The following is an 18,928-nucleotide window of genomic DNA, read 5'->3' on the forward strand; positions in this document are numbered from 1 at the left end:
CGTGATGCCGGAGAGGGAGAAACGGGTTAGAAGAGCTTTTTCGTTTAAGAGTTTTTTTTTATCAAGTTAACCGCTGTCAGCGGTTTTTTTGTTGGACTGATATAAGACGGGCCTTATTTGCATACTCCTTTTATCAGTGAAACTTTGTCCGACGCTCGAACACGTCTCTCTTTTTTCTCACAAGAGGAATCATAAAGGGGAAAAGTCCTCATATATTTATAGTGTCCAAAGCCACGGAGAGCGTGGAAGGCGGCAGTTTTGCCTTCGCACCGACGACACATGGATGGTCGGTATTTTAAGGAGGGGTTTTCGTGCAAAAAGTCGATATCTTTAAAGATATTGCGGAAAGGACAGGAGGAGACATTTATCTAGGTGTGGTCGGTGCGGTACGCACCGGGAAGTCCACGTTCATTAAGCGGTTTATGGAACAGGTGGTGATTCCTAACATTTCAGAGGAAGCAGAGCGCATTCGGGCTACGGATGAGCTTCCCCAAAGCGGTGCGGGAAGAACCATTACAACCATCGAACCCAAATTTGTTCCCAATCAGGCGGTCAAACTGCATGTCACCGAGGGGATTGATATCAATGTGCGCCTGGTGGACTGTGTTGGCTATGCCATATCGGGAGCGCGGGGATATGAAGATGAAGCGGGCCCGCGGATGATCAACACCCCTTGGTATGAAGAGCCGATCCCCTTCCAGGAAGCGGCGGAAGTGGGCACTCGGAAGGTGATTCAGGAACATTCCACCTTGGGGGTGTTGGTGACTACCGACGGTTCCATTACCGATATTCCCCGCCATGAATATGAAGAGGTAGAGGCGCGGGTGGTTGAAGAATTGAAGGAAGTGGGAAAACCGTTTATCGTGGTTCTCAATTCCACCCGTCCTTACAGTGAAGATGTTCAGCAGTTGAAATCCGAATTGGAAGAAAAGTACGACACGCCGGTGCTGGCCATGAGCGTGGTGACAATGGGAGAAGAAGAAGTATACGCGGTTTTGAAAGAAGTATTGTTCGAATTCCCGGTTCATGAAGTAAACGTAAATCTGCCCAGTTGGGTGATGGTGCTGGATGAAGAGCACTGGCTCCGGAAAAACTTCGAAACTTCCGTGCGGGAAACGGTAAAAGATATTCGGCGGTTGCGGGATGTGGATCAAGTCGTCGGTCATTTTGCCGAGTATGAATATATCGAACGGGCGGGACTTTCCGGCATGGATATGGGGCAAGGGGTGGCGGAAATTGACCTGTATGCCCCGGATGAGCTGTATGATCAGATTCTGACGGAAGTGGTGGGAGTGGAGATCCGGGGTAAGGATCACCTCTTGGAGCTGATGCAGGAGTTTAGTACCGCCAAGCGGGAATACGACAAGGTAGCGGATGCGATTCAGATGGTGCGTACCACGGGTTACGGGATAGCAGCACCGACGCTGGAAGAGATGGCGCTGGACGAACCGGAGTTGATCAAACAGGGCCCCCGTTTCGGCGTCCGATTAAAGGCGACGGCTCCCTCCATCCACATGATCCGGGTCAATGTTCACTCCGAATTTGCCCCCATCATTGGGTCGGAGCGGCAAAGTGAGGAGTTGGTCAATTATCTGATGCGGGACTTTGAGAGCGATCCCTTGAGCATCTGGGAATCCGACATTTTCGGTCGCTCACTTCATTCCATCGTAAGGGAAGGCATTCAAGCCAAACTGTCCATGATGCCGGAGAATGCCCGCTACAAACTACAAGAAACCCTGGAACGAATAATCAATGAGGGTTCCGGCGGTTTAATCGCCATCATCTTGTAAGCTCTGCCCCGGATGAAAAAAGCGCTCAAAATGAGTGCTTTTTTTGCTTGGAAATCACGTTTACACTTGAATTATCCCTGTTTTCTGTATTACTATAGGTTTGTCCTACCTGATGATCTCACGTATAAGATGCTTAAAAGCAGTGAACCATTGAGGTAGATGTTGTTATAGAAGGGAGATGAACAGTGTGAACAAAACCGAATTGATTGCCCAGGTGGCTGAAAAAACCAACATGACCAAAAAGGATGCGACTCAAGCGGTGGACGCCGTATTCGAGTCCATCACGGAAGCGCTTCGCTCCGGTGACAAAGTGCAACTGATCGGGTTCGGTAACTTCGAAGTGCGCGAACGTGCTGCCCGTAAGGGTCGCAACCCGCAAACCGGCGAAGAAATTCAAATCGCTGCCAGCAAGGTTCCGGCGTTTAAACCGGGGAAAGCCTTGAAAGAGGACGTTAACAAGAAGTAACGATCAGGTGGCATTACATAGTTCTCATCCATGTATGGGAGCCCTTGATTTTTGCGATTCATTTGAACCGTTATGAAAAAGACCCTCCAGGGTCTTTTTCTTTATCCGTTGTCCAGCAGGGTTTGTGGTATAATCACAGGGAGTCTGATCCGCACTGAGCGGTTTGTAATCATTGGAGGCGAAAGTTGTGGGAGTGGATCACGCAAAAATTGAGCAAGCAGTACGCATGATATTGGAAGCGGTGGGGGAAGATCCGGATCGGGAAGGTCTCTTGGATACCCCGAAACGGGTCGCCCGTATGTACGAAGAGGTGTTTGCGGGTCTCCGTGATGATCCGAGACAATATTTTTCGACCATTTTCAGTGAAGATCATGAGGAATTGGTGTTGGTGAAGGATATCCCCTTCTACTCGATGTGCGAACACCACCTGGTTCCATTTTACGGGCGGGCTCATGTGGGGTACATCCCGCGGAACGGACGGGTGGCCGGACTGAGCAAACTGGCCCGCGCAGTGGAAGCGGTGGCCCGGCGTCCCCAACTGCAGGAACGGATCACCTATTCTGTAGCGGATGCCATAGAAGAATGTCTCAAACCTCACGGAGTGATCGTGGTTGTAGAGGCGGAGCATATGTGCATGACCATGCGCGGTGTAAAAAAGCCGGGATCGATGACAGTCACATCGGCCGTGCGCGGTGTTTTTGAAAAGGATGCAGCAGCCCGCGCGGAAGCATTAAGTCTGATTGGAATCGGCCGCTGATAAAAGTCGCCAAAAAAATCCCGACATAACCCTTGACACTTAGATATAGCCGCGATATACTTATTCATGTCGCTTCGCTGCTACAGCTTGTCAGGCACTATGTCGGGCTATGGCGCAGCTTGGTAGCGCGCTTGCATGGGGCGCAAGAGGTCGTCGGTTCAAATCCGGCTAGCCCGACCAAAGCAAAGGCTCTCCGATCAGGAGAGCCTTTTTTCATGCCTGTTCGAACGGACTCAGAAAAAATTGACAGGGTTTTGTTTTTGCGCCATAGTGGAAGATAACTGCGATATGCTTTTCGAGGAGGTTGGGCCATGACAGATAATTGGGGAGATTACTTTGTGGTCAAAGCAAAAGAAAACGGGGTGAATGTGATCGGCCTTACCCGCGGGAAAGATACCCGTTTTCACCATTCCGAGAAGTTGGATAAGGGAGAAGTGATGATGGTTCAGTTCACCGAGCATACTTCTGCCGTCAAAATCCGCGGTAAAGCGGAGATCATGACCCCCTTCGGGACGATGAACACGGAAGATTAAAGAGGCATGTTTCGCCGGAGACACCGATACAATGAGGGTAGACAGGTTTGAGGGGGAATCGATGTTGCAGCACCTTTCCGTCCGTCTCGCCCTCTCGGTGTGTTGTTCGGCTGTCATCGCATCGTTGTTGTCTCTCGTTCCGGGGTGGATCGGCTCGGAGAGGCAGGATGCGGATTTGCCTGCGTTTCAACAGGAATCGAGAGGCCATTTGACTGCCGACAATGTGGTGAATATGCTGACAGCTCGTGATTGGCAAGCCGATCTTAGTCAGGTGGACTGGGATGCCCCCAACCGTTCTTTGCGGTTGCGGATCGTCTCCTATGAAAAGGAACGTTTGTATCACGATGCATTGGCACTGATCCGGCACGTGTTTTCCACTGCGGATAATGTGCGCCTCCTTCAGCTGGAGGCTTTGCAGTCGGGTACAAGGCAGGGTTTTGTGGTGAAAGCCCGTCCTTCTGATGTAAGAAGGTGGGCCATGCTCCGAGACGACTCCAAAAAACCGGAGGAAGTTCTGAGAGCTGTGTTCCGACTGGAGCCATTTCAATCCGGGGGCCTTGGGACGGAGGAATGATTCAGTGTTGCTCCCATCAAAGTGTGTTATACTGAAATGGAAATTCATCGTATGAGTGTGAGTGGGTTTGGGGGGCGCAAAATGACGTCCATGTCGAAAGACTTGCAAAAAATTTTAGCGGAAATCGCCGATCAATCACGATATTCCTATATGGAAAAACATATTCGGCGGCCGGAGATCCCCGTTTTTTTTGTGCGGGTCCTGTATTGGATGCTGCGGTCGCATGCTTTGCCGGGGGAACGGATTCATCGCTATTGTGTAACGGCCGCGCTGGTAAAGATGGGGCTGGATATCCATGATCAAGTATCCACCAAAAAAGAGTCAGGTCGTGCCGGAATGCGTTCCCGCCAATTGACCGTATTGGCGGGCGATTATTTTAGCAGCCTTTTTTATCGGGGGTTGGCTGATACTGGTGAAGTGGATGCCATCCAATGGCTGTCCGAAGGCATTTGTGATATCAATAAGGCGAAAATGGATTTGTATCTGATGCAGCAGGAGGGGGTACCCTTGTCTCCTTCGGTGGGCATCCAACTGATACGCAGGATCCACGCCGGTTTGGTGACGGCGCTCTGCCGCCGATTGCCCGGTGCAGAGGAGAATTCCTGGGAACGTCTCGCCGGTCATCTGGTGACGCTGTATTATGCCCAACGGGGAGATCATCATCGGTGGCTGACGGTTCCGGAAGGCTGGCTGCAACCCTTGGCGATGGAGGCGGTACAGATCGCCAAACAAATGCGGCCATTGGATGAATGCGGGGAAGTAAACGGATTGATCATGGAAACTGCCGCCGGAATGGATGAAACGCTGGTTCGAGAGGGATGAGCATCATTGAGCCAACAGGCGCAACAAAAGTCCAAGGAAGAGTTTGTTCACCAGGTGTTTGAAAGTATTGCCAAAGATTATGACCGGATGAACACCATCTTAAGCTTTCGCCGTCACAAAAGCTGGCGGAAATTTGCCATGAAAAAAATGGCCGTTCAGCCCGGGGATTCGGCGATCGATGTGTGTTGCGGAACCTGTGATTGGGCGATCTCCATCGCGGAAGCCTCTGGTACCGGCAACGTTGTGGGGTTGGATTTCAGCGAAAAGATGTTGGAAGTAGGCCGGGGCAAAGTGGATCGGCGGGGATTGTCCCAGCAGGTTTCCTTGATCCGGGGCAACGCCATGTCCCTTCCTTTTCCGGACAACACTTTTGATTATGCGACCATTGGATTTGCCTTGCGCAATGTTCCGGATTATCGTCATGTGTTGAAAGAGATGGCACGGGTGGTGAAGCCGGGTGGGAAAGTGGTGTCTCTGGAGTTGTCCAAGCCCACGTGGCCGCTGTTTCGAAGCATTTATTATTTTTATTTCCAACGATTGCTTCCTTGGTTAGGAAAATTGCTGGCCAACCGTTATGAACAATATCGCTGGCTGCCGGAATCCTTGATTGCATTTCCCGACTACAAGGAACTGGCTTCCATTATGGAGCGGGACGGTTGTTTCAACCGAGTGGAGGTATACCCGTTAACCGGGGGAATTGCTGCATTACACATCGGACACAAAAAATGATGCAAAGGTGTCGGACAGTTTGCAACCAGGGTGAAAAGATATGAAGCTGCAGGATATTTATCATGCATTACAATCCGATATCGGGGTGATTGAGGAAGAGCTGAGCCGTTCGGTTCAGTCGGAGCACCGGTTGCTCAATGAGTCATCCCTTCATTTGTTGGAAGCCGGGGGCAAACGGATGCGGCCGGTTTTCGTTTTGCTTGCAGGACAGTTCGGGGAGTATGACATCCACCGCTTAAAATGGGTGGCTGTTCCGTTGGAACTGATTCACATGGCGACATTGGTGCACGATGATGTGATAGATGATGCGGCCACGCGTCGGGGACGGCCCACAGTAAAAGCCAAGTGGGACAACCGGGTGGCCATGTATACGGGGGATTATATTTTCGCCCGGTCGTTGACGATCGCGGCCCAATTGCGGGAGCCCGAGGTGCATCGGGTATTGTCCCGCGCGATTGTGGAAATGTGCCGGGGCGAGATTGAACAGATTCGTGATTTCTACAACGGAGATCAAAGTTTGTTGCGCTATTTTCGCCGGATCAAGCGGAAGACGGCTCTGTTAATGGCAATCAGCTGCCAGTTGGGAGCTTTAGTCAGCGGAGCCGATGCATGGGTGGTCCGCAAGCTTCGCTTGTATGGCTATTTTGTGGGGATGGCCTTTCAGATCACCGATGACGTGCTGGACTTTATCGGAGATGAACAACAACTGGGAAAACCCGCCGGCAGTGACCTGCGGCAAGGGAATGTGACATTACCCGTGATTCATACCTTGCGGGAAGGGTCCGAAACACAACAAACGATGATTCGCCGCTATTTGTCGACGGAAGGAACAGCGGTTTCCGCAGATGAAGTGATTGGAATCGTCCGTCAATCTGAGGGGATTGCGTTCGCTCAGCAGATGGCCCGGCGCTATTTGGACAAAGCGATGGCGGTTTTGGAAGAGTTGCCGGACGGAAAAGCCAAGGAATCCTTCCGATTGATCGCCGAATTTATCGGGGGGCGGACTTACTGAACATGGACGGTGAAAGCGTTTGATTTGCGCCCCCTTTTTTGATAAAATTTCGATGGTTACCCGCTTGAATGCGTTTTCGAAAGCGGGAGGAAAAATACATAGGAGATTGGATGGAGGAAACCACTCATGGAAAAGACATTTCTGATGGTGAAACCGGACGGTGTCCAGCGCGGCTTGATCGGCGAAATCGTCGCCCGATTCGAAAAGAAAGGGTACAAGCTGGTGGCTGCCAAGCTGATGGTGATCTCTCAAGAGCTGGCAGAAAAACATTATGCTGAACACAAAGAGCGGCCATTCTTCGGTGAACTGGTGGACTTCATCACTTCCGGCCCTGTATTCGCAATGGTCTGGGAAGGCGAAAACGTGATCGCCACCGCCCGCCAAATGATGGGCAAAACCAACCCGGCGGATGCCGCCCCGGGCACGATTCGCGGCGATTTCGGTATAACGGTGGGCAAAAACGTAATCCATGGTTCCGACTCTCCGGAAAGTGCGGAACGGGAAATCGGCCTCTTTTTCTCTTCGGAAGAGATCGCTTCTTTTGACAAACTGACGGATCAATGGGTTTATTAAGCAGATAGCCAAACACCCGGCACGGCAGCCGGGTGTTTTTGCTTTGATTCAAATGATAATTTAAACTAGTTTGCAAAACAAACCACTATCATAAGATGGCGAAGAACGTCCACAGACGTACTGGAAAAGGAGAGAGCCATCGACAAAGGTCCATTTCCGTTCGCCGATCTGGATACCCACCAGGCTGCCGTTTGGACTTAGATTCTTGACCACTTTGGCAGCGAAAATTTCGAAGAGTTTTGAGCCGCCTTAAGAACAGCACGTTCTCAATCCGGTTTGGGTATGTTATGATACTGCTAACATTCTTTAAAGGATGAAAGTCACGTTATAACAGAGACGAACCAGCTTGGAGAGGACGATGAATCGATGCGTTACTTGACGGCAGGAGAATCACACGGACCTCAGTTGACTTTGATCATCGAGGGGTTGCCCAGTCAACTTCCCTTCAGTAAAGAAAAAGTGGATGAACAATTGAAGCGCCGCCAGGGAGGATACGGGCGCGGTCGTCGGATGCAGATTGAATCGGACGAGGTACAGATTTTATCCGGTGTGCGCTTTGGAAAAACCACCGGAGCCCCAGTGACGCTGGTGATCGAAAACAAGGATTGGACTCACTGGAAGAAAGTGATGAGTCCCCATCCGGATGAAGAAAAAGCGGAGAAACGTCGTCTGTCCCGCCCTCGCCCCGGACATGCCGATTTAAACGGTGCTTTGAAATACGGGCATCGCGATCTGCGGGATGTGCTGGAGCGTTCCAGTGCTCGGGAGACAGCGGCACGTGTGGCTGCAGGGGCTGTCGCCCGGCAGATTCTGGAGCTGTGCGGGATACGTATCGCCGGTCATGTGGTGCGGATCGGCTCGGTGGGTGCCGAGCGGGTGACCGATTTGAGTGTGGAGGAGATTGCGAAGCGGTCGGAAGCTTCCCCGGTGCGTTGCCTCGATCCGGAAGCGGAGAAACGGATGATTGAACTGATCGACGAAACGAAAAAAGAGGGTGACACCTTGGGCGGTGTTGTGGAAGTGGTGTTGGAAAACGTACCGCCGGGTCTGGGAAGCCACGTACACTGGGACCGGAAGTTGGATGCGCGAATTGCTCAGGCCGTAATGAGCATCCAGGCTTTCAAAGGGGTGGAGATCGGCATTGGTTTTGAGGCGGCGGAGCGGAAAGGCTCCCAAGTCCATGACGAGATTTTGTGGTCAGAAGAAAAAGGATATCATCGTCGTACCAACCGACTGGGCGGATTTGAAGGCGGAATGACCACGGGAGAGCCGATCGTTGTGCGCGGGGTGATGAAGCCGATTCCGACGTTGTACAAACCGCTGAAAAGCGTGGATATCGACACCAGAGAGCCTTTTGAAGCCAGCATCGAACGTTCCGATAACTGTGCAGTCCCGGCTGCCAGTGTGGTGGCGGAAAATGTGGTGGCCTGGGAAGTGGCCAACGCCTTGTTGGAAAAGTTTTCGTCGGATACAGCGGATGAGTTGGTCCGGGAAGTGAACCGGTATCTGCAGGAAGTGAAGGAGTTTTAATGATGCGTTCGTTGACGGTGGATCTGAAGGACCGTAGTTATCCCATCCATATCGGAGAAGGTTTGTACCCTCAACTGCCGCAACTGTTGACGGAATGCGGAATTCAACCGGATCGTCCGTTGATGCTGGTGACGGATACCCAGGTGGGCCCCCTGTATATGGATGAGGTAAAAGGACACCTGGAATCCGCCGGTTACCGTGTCGGTACGATTACGGTGCCGGCAGGGGAGTCATCCAAAAGCTTGAGCCGTTTAGAGGCCATGGTGGAAGAGTGCATCCGCTTCGGATTGGATCGTGCCGGAGTGGTGCTGGCGCTGGGCGGCGGTGTCGTGGGCGATTTGGCCGGCTTTCTGGCTGCTTCCTACATGCGGGGGATCTCCTTTGTGCAATTGCCGACCACTTTGTTAGCCCATGACAGCAGCGTGGGCGGGAAGGTGGGCGTGAATCACCCTTTAGGCAAAAATATGATTGGAGCGTTTCATCAACCGGAGATGGTGGTGTTTGACGTATCGACGTTGCGGAGCCTGCCGGAACGGGAAGTGGTCTCCGGTTACGCGGAAGTGGTCAAGCATGCGTTGATTTGGGATGCCTCCTTTGCCCGCTGGCTTCATACCAATGCCTCGGACCTACTGCACTTGGATCCGGAGAAGGTAGGCCATGCCATTTATCAAGGATGTCAGGTGAAAGCAGCGATCGTTTCCCAAGATGAAAAAGAATCCGGCCTTCGCGCCATTTTAAATTACGGCCACACTTTGGGCCATGCCCTGGAGTCGGCGGCCGGATACGGCACATATACGCATGGAGAAGCGGTAGCCATCGGGATGGCGGCAGCTTCGATGCTGGGTGAAGAGTTGGGAACCGCTCAGGAGGTTTCCGGTTTTACGCGGGAGTTGCTTCGGCAATTTCGCCTGCCGGTTTCGCTGTCGGGCCAATGGGATGAGGAGCTGCTTCTGGAACATATGAAACGGGACAAGAAAGCGCGTCAGGGAGGCTATGCCTTTGTATTGCCCCGAAGCATCGGCGAGGTTCAATTGTACCGGGATATAGAGGAGCAGGCGATTGTCCGTGTGTTGAACCGGCTGAAGGAGGGAACGACATGAAAGTGAGGGGGATCCGCGGAGCGACCACGGTGGAACACAATGATGCGGATGAGATTTTGGCAGCAACGGCGGAGTTGCTGGAGGAGATGGTTCGGTTAAACCACGTGGACCCCGACGATATCGCCAGTGTGTTTATCACAATGAGTCCGGATCTGAACGCCACATTTCCCGCCCGAGCCATTCGCACCATGTCGGGCTGGGAAACAGTCCCTCTGATGTGTGCGACGGAAATCGACGTACCGGGTGGGCTTGCCCGCTGTATCCGTCTGCTGATGCTGGTCAACACGGAGCTTTCTCCCCGAGCGATCCGGCACGCCTATCTCAAGGAGGCGCGAAAGCTTCGTCCTGATTTGGCCGGAGGGGAAGATTTGACAGACAGTGCATTCTCAAGTAATGTATGAATAAGCAGAGAGTAAGAGTTGAGCATAGAGTTGAGACGAGATAGGTGAGAGCAGAGGAGAGCCGAGAAAAACATGTACGGAATTCGGCCAAGGCCTGCTGTGCCTTGGCTTTTTATATATCCTCCCCATGTTTCTCCACCTTTCTCCGTCTCCAATGGGATTCCATGGGAGGGAGAACACGTGTTATATCCTCGCTTTGATCACGTGCGGGAATTGTCCCGCAGCTATTCGACCATTCCACTGTGCAAAACGATTTTTGCTGATACGGAAACACCGATTGGATTGTACCGCCGCCTGAAAAATCGCAACTACTCCTTTTTGTTGGAAAGTGCGGAAGGCGGGGAAAAGTGGGGGCGGTATTCGTTTATCGGCACCGATCCCTTTCTGATCTTTCGCAGCAAGGGGCAAAGGATTACTGTGCAAGAGGGGACTAACGTTCGCCGGTATTCATCCGAGCGTCCGCTGGCGGAGTTTCACCGTTTGTTGGAACGATACCGGGCCCCGCGTTATCCCGGTTATCCGCCATTTTTAGGGGGAGCGGTAGGCTATGCCGGATATGAGGCGGTAACCACTTTTGAAAAGGTGCCCCGGCACCAGGGCGAAAGGGATACGGCGTTTGAGGACCTGTATTTTCTTTTTTCTGACCGTATGCTGATCTTTGACCATTTGAAAAAAGAGATCATGTTGGTGGCCAACCTCCATGTGCCAAAACCAGTGGAGGACGAGGCACTGCGATCGGCCTATCATTCCCTGGCGGGTTTTCTGGAAGGATGGGCTGCGGAATTAAGTCGCACACCGGCAGAAACAGGGCCTTTCCCGTCCGTCGCCATGGCTGACGCTTCCGCCGATTTTTCACGGGTGCAATCGAATATGGAGAAAGCCGCTTATTGCCAGATGGTGGAACGGGCCAAGGAGCATATCCGGCGGGGAGATATTTATCAGATCGTCTTGTCCCAGCGGTGGACTTGGGATGCACCGCCGGATCCCTTCGATGTGTATCGGGTGCTGCGGGCGTTGAATCCCTCGCCGTACATGTACTATCTGTCCTTGGGCGAGGAGAAAGTGGTCGGAGCCTCTCCCGAACTGCTCGTCCGGGTGACGGACGGAGAAGTGGAGACCCGCCCCATCGCCGGCACCCGTCCCCGTGGCCGGAAGGAAGAGGAGGATCGGCAGTTGGAAGAGGAGCTGTTGCGGGATGAGAAGGAGCGAGCGGAACATGTGATGCTGCTGGATTTGGGACGAAATGATGTGGGGCGTGTTAGCCGATATGGCTCGGTCCGGGTAACCGAGCAAATGACGATGGAACGCTACTCTCACGTGATGCACATGGTTTCCCACGTACGCGGGCAGCTGCGGGAAGACGCTGTACCGGCAGATGCCTTTGCTTCTTGTTTCCCGGCAGGAACGGTTTCCGGCTCGCCGAAAGTGCGGGCGATGGAACTGATTGCAGAGATGGAACCCACTCCCCGGGGGATTTATGCGGGATCGATCGGTTATTTCAGTTTTACCGGCAATCTGGACTCCGCGATTACCATTCGGACGATTCACTTCAAGAACGGCATCGCCTATATCCAGGCCGGCGGGGGTATCGTGGCAGATTCGGTACCGGAATTGGAGTATGAAGAATCCCGAAACAAAGCACGAAGCTTGATGCGGGCGCTGACATTGGCCGAAAAAATGTTTTCGACGGTACAAGGATGAGGGAGGGAGAGATCCAAATGATCCAACATTATCTGTCTAAGGTGGTTTCCGGCACATCATTGACCCGGGAAGAATCGGTGGAGTTGATGTGTGCCATGATGGAGGGTCGGTTCACTTCCTCACAGGCGGCGGCGCTGCTGACAGCTTTGCGTATGAAAGGGGAAACGCCGGAGGAGATCAGCGGGCTGGCGGAAGCGATGCGGAAAAAAGCAACCCGGGTTTTCCTGCCGGAAGTGGATGCAGTGGATACCTGCGGTACGGGAGGAGACGGAGGGCGCACCTTCAATATTTCCACCGCCGCAGCGATTGTAGCGGCAGCGGCCGGGACTCCGGTGGCGAAACACGGTAACCGGGCCGTTTCCAGCAAAAGCGGAAGCGCAGATGTATTGGAAGCTTTGGGTGTGGAGATTCAGTTGACACCTGAGGAAGCGAGGGAGACCTTGACGAAGATCGGGATCTGTTTTCTCTTTGCTCCGCTGTTCCATCAGGCGATGAAACATGTGATGGCGACACGAAAAGAGCTGGGGTTCCGCACCTGCTTTAATCTGTTGGGTCCGTTGGCCAATCCGGCGCAAGTAAAACGGCAGTTGATCGGGGTATATGAACCCGGCCTGACGGAGACGACGGCGAAGGCGCTGGCTGCGCTCGGCACACAACGGGCGCTGGTGGTATCCGGATTGGAGGGGATCGATGAGATTTCGATCGCTGCTGAAACGCAAGTCAGTGAAGTGAATAACGGGGAGGTCCGGACCTACCGGATTTCTCCCGAAGAACTGGGCTTGACCCGGGCACGGCCGGAAGATGTGGCCGGAGGGAATGCAGCGGAAAATGCCGCGATTATTCGCGATATTTTACACGGCAAACCGGGGCCGAAACTAGATGTGGTACTGGCCAATGCTGGGGCGGTGATCTATGTGGCGGGCCAAGCTGATACCTTGCAGGAAGGGGTGCACATCGCACGCCAGACAGTGATGGCGGGAAGCGCGGCAGTCAAATTGGAACAAATGAAAAACCGGGGCCGCCAACGGGAGGAGGTTCATCATGTTTCTTAAAAAAATCGCTGAAACCAAAGAAAAAGAGGTCGCTCAGCTGGCCGCAGAGTTAAAGGTGCCGCCGCAGGAAGTCCTGGAGCAGCTTCCGGCCTGCCGTTCCCTGTCGAAGAATATCCAACGAAGAAATGGAATTCCGGCCCTGATTGCGGAGGTGAAGCCCGCCTCCCCCTCTAAAGGGGTGATCCGGGAACAGGTGGATCCGCAAGCGGTGGCTTTCGGTTATGAAAAGGGCGGAGCCCATGCAGTATCGGTGTTGACGGACCGCTCCTACTTCAAAGGGGATATCACCTCGTTGGAAAAGGTGAAGGAGTCGGTTTCCCTGCCGGTGTTGCGCAAAGATTTCATCATTCATCCGCTGCAAGTGGTGGAAAGCCGATTGCGCGGGGCGGACGCCATTTTGCTGATTGCGGCGTTGCTGGAAGAGGAAGCGATGCGGGAGCTGAGTGATCAGGCCCATGCATTGGGTATGGAAGTATTGATCGAAGTGCATAACGCCGATGAGTTGCCCCGCGCCTTGGCGGGCAATCCGGACGTGCTGGGGATCAACAACCGGGATTTGCACAGTTTTGAAACGGATCTGGCTGTGACGGAGACGGTGTTGCCACGGGTTCCGAAAGGCATTCCGGTGATCGGGGAGAGCGGCGTATTATCTGCGGCGGATTTTCACCGCTTGGCCCGAGCGGGGGTGGACGGGGTACTCGTCGGTGAATATCTCATGCGACAAGGCTCTCCGGAGGAGGGAGTCCGGTCCCTGCTGGAAGGTGAATACCGTTGCGCACCGAGATAAAGATGTGCGGGATGCAGCGGGAGGAGGATCTGCTTCCGCTGCAGGATTTGGATGTGGATTATGCCGGGTTTATTTTGGTGCCCGGCCGAAAACGGACGGTAAATCCGGAGACGGCGAAACGGCTGAAGGATGCGTTGCCCGCTCATGTGAAATCCGTCGGTGTCATGATGAATCCCGAAAAACAGGAAGCAGAGTGGTGGCAGGAGCAGGTATCCTTTGATGTTCTTCAGTTTCACGGAGAGGAGACGCCGGGGTTTTGCCGGTGGGCTAAAGAAGAGCTCGGGGTCCAAGTGGTGAAGGTGATGCATATGGCTCCGGGAGCGGAGACGCCTTTGCGGGTGGATATAGTGGAAGCTTATGCGACGGGAGTAGACGCGGTGTTGCTGGATACGGTCATTGGAAATACCCAGGGAGGAACCGGGAAGCGATTTGCATGGGATCGGATCCCTGACTTGCGAGCGCCGTGGGAGGAACGAGGCATTCCGGTTTGGACGGCTGGCGGGATCCATCCGGACAATGTGGCAGAGCTTTTGAGGGCGGCACCCGCAGGAATCGACGTTTCCAGCGGGATAGAAACCGAAGGGCGGAAAGATCCGGAAAAAATGAGAAGACTGGTGGAGAGGGTGAGGCACTATGACAAACAAGCAGGGTGAAGCGGTGATGCACAAGGAGACGCCGGGGCGATTTGGTTCTTTTGGCGGGAGATTTGTACCGGAAACCTTGATGCATGCATTGACGGAGTTGGAGGATGGATTTCGTGAGGCGATGGACGACAGGGAGTTTCAAGAAGAGCTGAAAAGCTTACTGGCCGAGTACTCGGGACGCCCTACCCCACTCACACTGGCGGAGGGGTTGACTCGTTACGCCGGGGGAGCACGTATCTATTTAAAACGGGAGGATCTGAACCACACCGGAGCCCACAAGATTAACAATACCTTGGGACAAGGTCTGTTGGCCAAACGGATGGGCAAGAAAAAGTTGATCGCGGAAACCGGGGCCGGGCAGCACGGAGTGGCGTCGGCCACGGTGGCAGCCTTGCTGGGGATGGAATGCAAGGTGTTCATGGGAGAAGAAGACGTTCGCCGTCAACGGTTGAATGTGTTTCGGATGCAGTTGTTGGGGGCGGAGGTGATCCCGGTCACTTCGGGCACCCGGACCTTGAAAGATGCGACCAATGAAGCGATCCGCCACTGGGTTTCCCACGTGGAAGACACATTTTATCTGATCGGTTCCGCGGTGGGCCCGCATCCCTATCCGGAGATGGTGCGCCAGTTCCAACGGGTGATCGGGGATGAGACACGGGCGCAGCTGCTGCTCAAAGAAGGTCGGCTGCCGACGGATGTGGTGGCGTGTGTCGGAGGCGGCAGCAATGCGATCGGGATGTTTGCCGCCTTTGTGGAGGATGCGGATGTCCGTTTGCATGGAGTAGAGGCAGCGGGGGCCGGCTTGGACACGGATCGTCATGCCGCCACGTTGAGCAAAGGAGCTCCCGGTGTACTTCACGGATCGCTCAGTTATCTGTTGCAAGATGAGCATGGTCAAGTACTGCCGGCGCATTCGGTATCCGCGGGGTTGGATTATCCGGGAGTGGGTCCGGAACATGCTTATCTGAAAGATTCGGGCCGTGTCCGATACACCGCGGCCACCGACCGGGAAGCGTTGGAGGCGGTTCAGCTACTGTGTCGTACGGAAGGGATTTTGCCCGCATTGGAATCGGCTCATGCAGTGGCAGAAGCGGTAAAGATCGCCCATGAGGGTTCTCCGGAGGATATCGTGGTAATCTGCCTGTCGGGCCGGGGAGATAAAGATGTGGAGACAATTCACCGGGAATTGGAGGGATCCGGGGATGCAACCGATTGATCAAGCATTTCAACAAAAAGAGGGGCAACGTCTGATCCCGTTTGTGGTGGCCGGTGATCCGACGTCGCAGGTGACTCTGGACCTTTTGCACCTACTGCAAGAGGAAGGCGCTTCCGTAGTGGAGCTGGGTGTTCCCTATTCCGACCCGTTGGCAGACGGCCCGTTGATTCAGGAAGCCTCTGAACGGGCGCTCCGCCAAGGGATGAACCTAACAAAGGTGTTGGAGCTGGCCCGGACGGCCCGAGAGCGGGGAATCACACTGCCGTTGGTCCTTTTCACCTATTATAATCCGATTTTGCAGTTTGGCCCGGAACGTTTGGTGCAAGAAGCCCGGGCAGCCGGTATCAACGGGATGATCATTCCCGACCTACCTTGGGAAGAAGGAAAGGAGCTCGCCGATTTGGCGGCGCGGCAGGGTGTTTATTTGATCCCGTTGGTGGCCCCGACATCAAAGGAACGCATTCGCAAGATTGTTCGGGGAGCCCGCGGTTTTGTCTATTGCGTGTCTTCTTTGGGTACCACGGGAATACGGCAAAACTTCGCCCAAGGAGTGGAGGAGTTTTTGGAAACGGTCCGTCAAGAGAGCCCGGTACCGACGGCTGTAGGCTTTGGCATCTCCGCAGGCAGTCACGTGGAATACTTTTTGCGCCATGCGGATGCAGCAGTGGTGGGGAGCGCGCTGGTACGAGAGATCGCCCTGCATCAGGAAGCGCTGCAGGATAAGGATAAACGGGCTGCAGCATTGGATTCCATTCGCGGCTTTGTGCGAGGGCTGATACCGGCGGCTCCCGTAAAGTCCTAGCACGCTGCCTCCTTTCCCTCTCTTGTCAATGTCAAAGGATTGGAACATGAACGGATACCAGCCTCTCACCAGGCTGGTCGTTTTTTGGGATGAATGCCCGGTTTTTTGATACGATAAGCATGCAATTGCAAGCAGCGGTTTACGTTCTTCATAGAAAACGGTAAGATAGAGAGAAAAACGCGGGGAGGAGCCAGGATATGCGAACCAAAGCGACATTGCACGGCTTGCCGGTCTATCAGCCGGGGAAGCTGTTGGAAGAAGTCAAACGAGAACTAGGGCTCGATGAAGTGATTAAGTTGGCCTCCAATGAAAATCCTTTCGGTTGTTCGCCGAAAGTATGGGAGTCTTTAGCGAAGGAACGGGAGTTTTTTGCCATGTACCCGGAAGGCGATGCCCGGGGTTTGCGTCTGGAGCTGGCTGATTTTTATGGAACCTCCCCAGACCGGATTGTTTGCGGGAACGGTTCTGATGAGATTGTCCAGATGATCGCCCGCGCTTATCTGGAACCGGGAGATCAAGCGGTGATGGCGGATATCACGTTCCCCCGTTACAAAACGATGACGGTGGTCGAAGGGGCTAAGGCGGTGGAGGTCCCCTTGGTCAATGGGGTACATGATTTGGACGCCATGGTGGAAGCGGTGAATGAGAAGACGAAAATCGTCTGGGTCTGCAACCCCAACAACCCCACCGGAACGGTAATCTCCCACACCGAGCTGACGCGGTTTTTGAGTCGTCTTCCGGACCATGTGTTGATTGTGGTCGACGAAGCTTATTATGAATATGTGACGGATGCCGACTACCCGGATACGCTGTCCTTGCTCCCCGACGATCCGAGACTGATTGTGCTGCGGACATTCTCCAAAATCTACGGTCTGGCTGCTTTCCGCATCGGTTATGGCATCGCTTCTCCAGAGCTGGCCCGTGAATTGGAAAAAGTGCGGGAGCCGTTTAATACCAACCGACTGGCCCAGCGGGCTGCGCGGACAGCTTTGACTGACCAAGACTTTGTCTGCAATTGCCGGGAAGCAAACCGGAAAGGAATGGATCAGATCGTTCGCCAGTTGGAGAATTGGGGTTTATCCTATTTCCCCTCCCAAGGGAACTTCCTCTTACTGGATACTCAGCGCCCGGCGCAAGAGGTATTTGATGTCCTGCTACGGCAAGGAGTGATCGTCCGTTCCGGTTCCGCTCTCGGTTATCCCACCCACATCCGTGTGACGATCGGTACGGAAGAACAAAACCGTCGTTTTCTCCAAGCCTTGGCCTATGCGCTGGAAAAGCCGATCCCAAAGGAGGCTGCCCGTTGACATTTCGAAAGGCGGCCGTACTGGGAATCGGGTTGATCGGCGGTTCGTTGGCACTCGGTTTGAAGGAGAAGGCGGGTCTGGAAGTATACGGGTTTGATGTGTCTGAAAGTGCGCTCAAGTGGGCGGAATCTGCCGGTGTGATCCATCAAGGGCATACCAATCTGGAGTCGGCTGTAGCGAATGCGGATTTAGTGGTGATCGCGGTTCCGGTAGGTACCACCCCGCGTCTGATGGAACAGCTGGCAGAACTTCCCCTAAAATCAAACTGCATCGTTACGGATGTAGGCAGTACCAAAGGAGTAGTGACCAAAGCCGGCATGGTGTTTTCTTCCCGTGGCGTGACCTTTATCGGGGGACACCCGATGGCAGGCTCCCATCGCTCCGGAGTACAGGCCGCCGATCCGCACCTGTTTGAAAACGCCTATTATGTATTGACGCCCCACCAGGAAACCTCGTTATTTCAGGTGCAGCGGTTGAGCCGGTTGCTGGAGAAGGCAACGGGGGCCAAACTGGTGCTGATGGATCCGGAACATCACGACCGGGTGGTAGGTGCGATCAGCCACCTTCCCCATGTGGTGGCAGCTGCACTGGTCAATCAAGTGGGTAGATATAACGAGGAAAATGAATGGTTCTTCCGCTTGGCTGCCGGCGGATTTCGGGACCTGACACGGGTGGCGGGAAGCCATCCGCTCATGTGGCGGGATATCCTGTTGAGCAATCGCGATGCCGTTGTGCAATTGCTGGATGATTGGATTCGGGATATGCAGGAAATCCAATCCGCTGTAAAGCACCGGGACAGCGAGCGGATTGAATGGTTTTTTCAAAATGCAAAAACGCTGCGCGACAAATTGCCCGACCGTAAAAAAGGAATTTTGACCGAGGAATATGATTGCTATGTCAATATGCCGGATCATCCCGGTGAAATTGGGAAAGTGGCGACTTTGGTCGGTGAAGCCGGTTGCAACCTGAGCAATCTTCATGTAATGGAAAATCGGGAAGCGACCCAAGGAGTTCTGCGGTTGGTCTTCCGTGACAGGGAAGAACTGGAACGGGCGGTTAACCGGCTGCGCCAGTCGGGGTACGAAGTGTTTTTGATTGAAGAAGAGAATCAGGAGAAAAAGTGAGGAGGAAC

General features: G+C 53.8%; 20 protein-coding genes and 1 tRNA gene. All 21 read left to right on the forward strand.

Annotated features, from left to right (window positions below; genetic code table 11):
* Positions 1-311: 311 nt before the first annotated feature.
* The 21 genes from spoIVA (at position 312) to IEW70_RS05355 (ending at position 18,920) form a co-directional block, all read left to right on the forward strand.
* Positions 312-1,790 carry a stage IV sporulation protein A gene (spoIVA, locus tag IEW70_RS05255; RefSeq protein ID WP_188646880.1) on the forward strand — a complete coding sequence of 493 codons (1,479 nt, stop codon included), beginning with the start codon at positions 312-314 and terminating at the stop codon, positions 1,788-1,790.
* A 187-nt stretch (positions 1,791-1,977) separates the two neighbouring features.
* Positions 1,978-2,256 carry a non-specific DNA-binding protein Hbs gene (gene hbs / locus IEW70_RS05260; protein WP_188646881.1) on the forward strand — a complete coding sequence of 93 codons (279 nt, stop codon included), beginning with the start codon at positions 1,978-1,980 and terminating at the stop codon, positions 2,254-2,256.
* Positions 2,257-2,449: 193 nt separating this feature from the next.
* Positions 2,450-3,013, forward strand: a complete 564-nt coding sequence (folE, locus tag IEW70_RS05265) for a GTP cyclohydrolase I FolE (RefSeq protein WP_188647067.1) — start codon at positions 2,450-2,452, stop codon at positions 3,011-3,013.
* A 103-nt stretch (positions 3,014-3,116) separates the two neighbouring features.
* Positions 3,117-3,193 (forward strand) — tRNA-Pro (locus tag IEW70_RS05270).
* Between the two features lie 131 nt (positions 3,194-3,324).
* Positions 3,325-3,546 carry a trp RNA-binding attenuation protein MtrB gene (gene mtrB / locus IEW70_RS05275; protein ID WP_188646882.1) on the forward strand — a complete coding sequence of 74 codons (222 nt, stop codon included), beginning with the start codon at positions 3,325-3,327 and terminating at the stop codon, positions 3,544-3,546.
* 61 nt (positions 3,547-3,607) lie between these two features.
* Positions 3,608-4,120 (forward strand): hypothetical protein, encoded by a 513-nt coding sequence (locus IEW70_RS05280; protein WP_188646883.1) that lies wholly within the window; start codon positions 3,608-3,610, stop codon positions 4,118-4,120.
* A gap of 81 nt (positions 4,121-4,201) precedes the next feature.
* Positions 4,202-4,942, forward strand: a complete 741-nt coding sequence (locus IEW70_RS05285; RefSeq protein ID WP_188646884.1) for a heptaprenyl diphosphate synthase component 1 — start codon at positions 4,202-4,204, stop codon at positions 4,940-4,942.
* A 6-nt stretch (positions 4,943-4,948) separates the two neighbouring features.
* The gene (locus IEW70_RS05290) at positions 4,949-5,671 is read left to right on the forward strand and encodes a demethylmenaquinone methyltransferase (RefSeq protein WP_188646885.1); all 723 of its coding nucleotides are present in this window, start codon (positions 4,949-4,951) and stop codon (positions 5,669-5,671) included.
* 40 nt (positions 5,672-5,711) lie between these two features.
* Positions 5,712-6,683, forward strand: a complete 972-nt coding sequence (gene hepT, locus IEW70_RS05295; protein ID WP_188646886.1) for a heptaprenyl diphosphate synthase component II — start codon at positions 5,712-5,714, stop codon at positions 6,681-6,683.
* Positions 6,684-6,809: 126 nt separating this feature from the next.
* Positions 6,810-7,256, forward strand: a complete 447-nt coding sequence (ndk, locus tag IEW70_RS05300; RefSeq protein WP_188646887.1) for a nucleoside-diphosphate kinase — start codon at positions 6,810-6,812, stop codon at positions 7,254-7,256.
* Positions 7,257-7,622: 366 nt separating this feature from the next.
* Entirely contained in the window at positions 7,623-8,786 is a 1,164-nt protein-coding gene (aroC, locus tag IEW70_RS05305; RefSeq protein WP_188646888.1) for a chorismate synthase, read from the forward strand.
* 2 nt (positions 8,787-8,788) lie between these two features.
* Positions 8,789-9,886: a 3-dehydroquinate synthase gene (aroB, locus tag IEW70_RS05310; RefSeq protein ID WP_188646889.1), complete on the forward strand. Its 1,098-nt coding sequence runs from the start codon at positions 8,789-8,791 to the stop codon at positions 9,884-9,886.
* Positions 9,883-10,287, forward strand: coding sequence for a chorismate mutase (gene aroH, locus IEW70_RS05315; protein ID WP_188646890.1), 405 nt, complete (start codon positions 9,883-9,885; stop codon positions 10,285-10,287). The genes aroB and aroH overlap by 4 nt, the downstream gene beginning before the upstream one ends.
* A 180-nt stretch (positions 10,288-10,467) precedes the next feature.
* Entirely contained in the window at positions 10,468-11,988 is a 1,521-nt protein-coding gene (gene trpE, locus IEW70_RS05320) for an anthranilate synthase component I (RefSeq protein WP_229751836.1), read from the forward strand.
* Between the two features lie 17 nt (positions 11,989-12,005).
* Complete coding sequence (gene trpD, locus IEW70_RS05325) at positions 12,006-13,040, forward strand: anthranilate phosphoribosyltransferase (protein ID WP_188646892.1); 1,035 nt, start codon at positions 12,006-12,008, stop codon at positions 13,038-13,040.
* Positions 13,030-13,827 (forward strand): indole-3-glycerol phosphate synthase TrpC, encoded by a 798-nt coding sequence (gene trpC, locus IEW70_RS05330; RefSeq protein ID WP_188646893.1) that lies wholly within the window; start codon positions 13,030-13,032, stop codon positions 13,825-13,827. Before trpD ends, trpC begins: the two co-directional genes overlap by 11 nt.
* A complete protein-coding gene (locus tag IEW70_RS05335) occupies positions 13,812-14,480 on the forward strand; it encodes a phosphoribosylanthranilate isomerase (protein WP_188646894.1) in 669 nt (222 codons plus the stop codon). Before trpC ends, IEW70_RS05335 begins: the two co-directional genes overlap by 16 nt.
* A complete protein-coding gene (trpB, locus tag IEW70_RS05340; protein WP_188646895.1) occupies positions 14,461-15,687 on the forward strand; it encodes a tryptophan synthase subunit beta in 1,227 nt (408 codons plus the stop codon). The genes IEW70_RS05335 and trpB overlap by 20 nt, the downstream gene beginning before the upstream one ends.
* Positions 15,674-16,489 (forward strand): tryptophan synthase subunit alpha, encoded by an 816-nt coding sequence (gene trpA / locus IEW70_RS05345; protein ID WP_188646896.1) that lies wholly within the window; start codon positions 15,674-15,676, stop codon positions 16,487-16,489. Before trpB ends, trpA begins: the two co-directional genes overlap by 14 nt.
* Before the next feature lie 197 nt (positions 16,490-16,686).
* A complete protein-coding gene (hisC, locus tag IEW70_RS05350) occupies positions 16,687-17,796 on the forward strand; it encodes a histidinol-phosphate transaminase (protein WP_188646897.1) in 1,110 nt (369 codons plus the stop codon).
* A complete protein-coding gene (locus tag IEW70_RS05355) occupies positions 17,793-18,920 on the forward strand; it encodes a prephenate dehydrogenase (RefSeq protein WP_188646898.1) in 1,128 nt (375 codons plus the stop codon). The genes hisC and IEW70_RS05355 overlap by 4 nt, the downstream gene beginning before the upstream one ends.
* The last annotated feature ends 8 nt before the right edge of the window (positions 18,921-18,928 follow it).

The sequence above is a fragment of the Marinithermofilum abyssi genome (assembly GCF_014641195.1).
Taxonomy (GTDB): domain Bacteria; phylum Bacillota; class Bacilli; order Thermoactinomycetales; family DSM-45169; genus Marinithermofilum; species Marinithermofilum abyssi.

Excerpts from the sequence above, each read along its gene's own strand:
- mtrB (WP_188646882.1), top strand. The coding sequence starts at position 3,325 with ATGACAGATAATTGGGGAGATTACTTTGTGGTCAAAGCAAAAGAAAAC.
- IEW70_RS05280 (WP_188646883.1), top strand. The coding sequence starts at position 3,608 with ATGTTGCAGCACCTTTCCGTCCGTCTCGCCCTCTCGGTGTGTTGTTCG.
- IEW70_RS05285 (WP_188646884.1), top strand. The coding sequence starts at position 4,202 with ATGACGTCCATGTCGAAAGACTTGCAAAAAATTTTAGCGGAAATCGCC.
- hepT (WP_188646886.1), top strand. The coding sequence starts at position 5,712 with ATGAAGCTGCAGGATATTTATCATGCATTACAATCCGATATCGGGGTG.
- ndk (WP_188646887.1), top strand. The coding sequence starts at position 6,810 with ATGGAAAAGACATTTCTGATGGTGAAACCGGACGGTGTCCAGCGCGGC.
- aroC (WP_188646888.1), top strand. The coding sequence starts at position 7,623 with ATGCGTTACTTGACGGCAGGAGAATCACACGGACCTCAGTTGACTTTG.
- aroB (WP_188646889.1), top strand. The coding sequence starts at position 8,789 with ATGCGTTCGTTGACGGTGGATCTGAAGGACCGTAGTTATCCCATCCAT.
- aroH (WP_188646890.1), top strand. The coding sequence starts at position 9,883 with ATGAAAGTGAGGGGGATCCGCGGAGCGACCACGGTGGAACACAATGAT.
- trpD (WP_188646892.1), top strand. The coding sequence starts at position 12,006 with ATGATCCAACATTATCTGTCTAAGGTGGTTTCCGGCACATCATTGACC.
- trpC (WP_188646893.1), top strand. The coding sequence starts at position 13,030 with ATGTTTCTTAAAAAAATCGCTGAAACCAAAGAAAAAGAGGTCGCTCAG.
- trpB (WP_188646895.1), top strand. The coding sequence starts at position 14,461 with ATGACAAACAAGCAGGGTGAAGCGGTGATGCACAAGGAGACGCCGGGG.
- trpA (WP_188646896.1), top strand. The coding sequence starts at position 15,674 with ATGCAACCGATTGATCAAGCATTTCAACAAAAAGAGGGGCAACGTCTG.
- hisC (WP_188646897.1), top strand. The coding sequence starts at position 16,687 with ATGCGAACCAAAGCGACATTGCACGGCTTGCCGGTCTATCAGCCGGGG.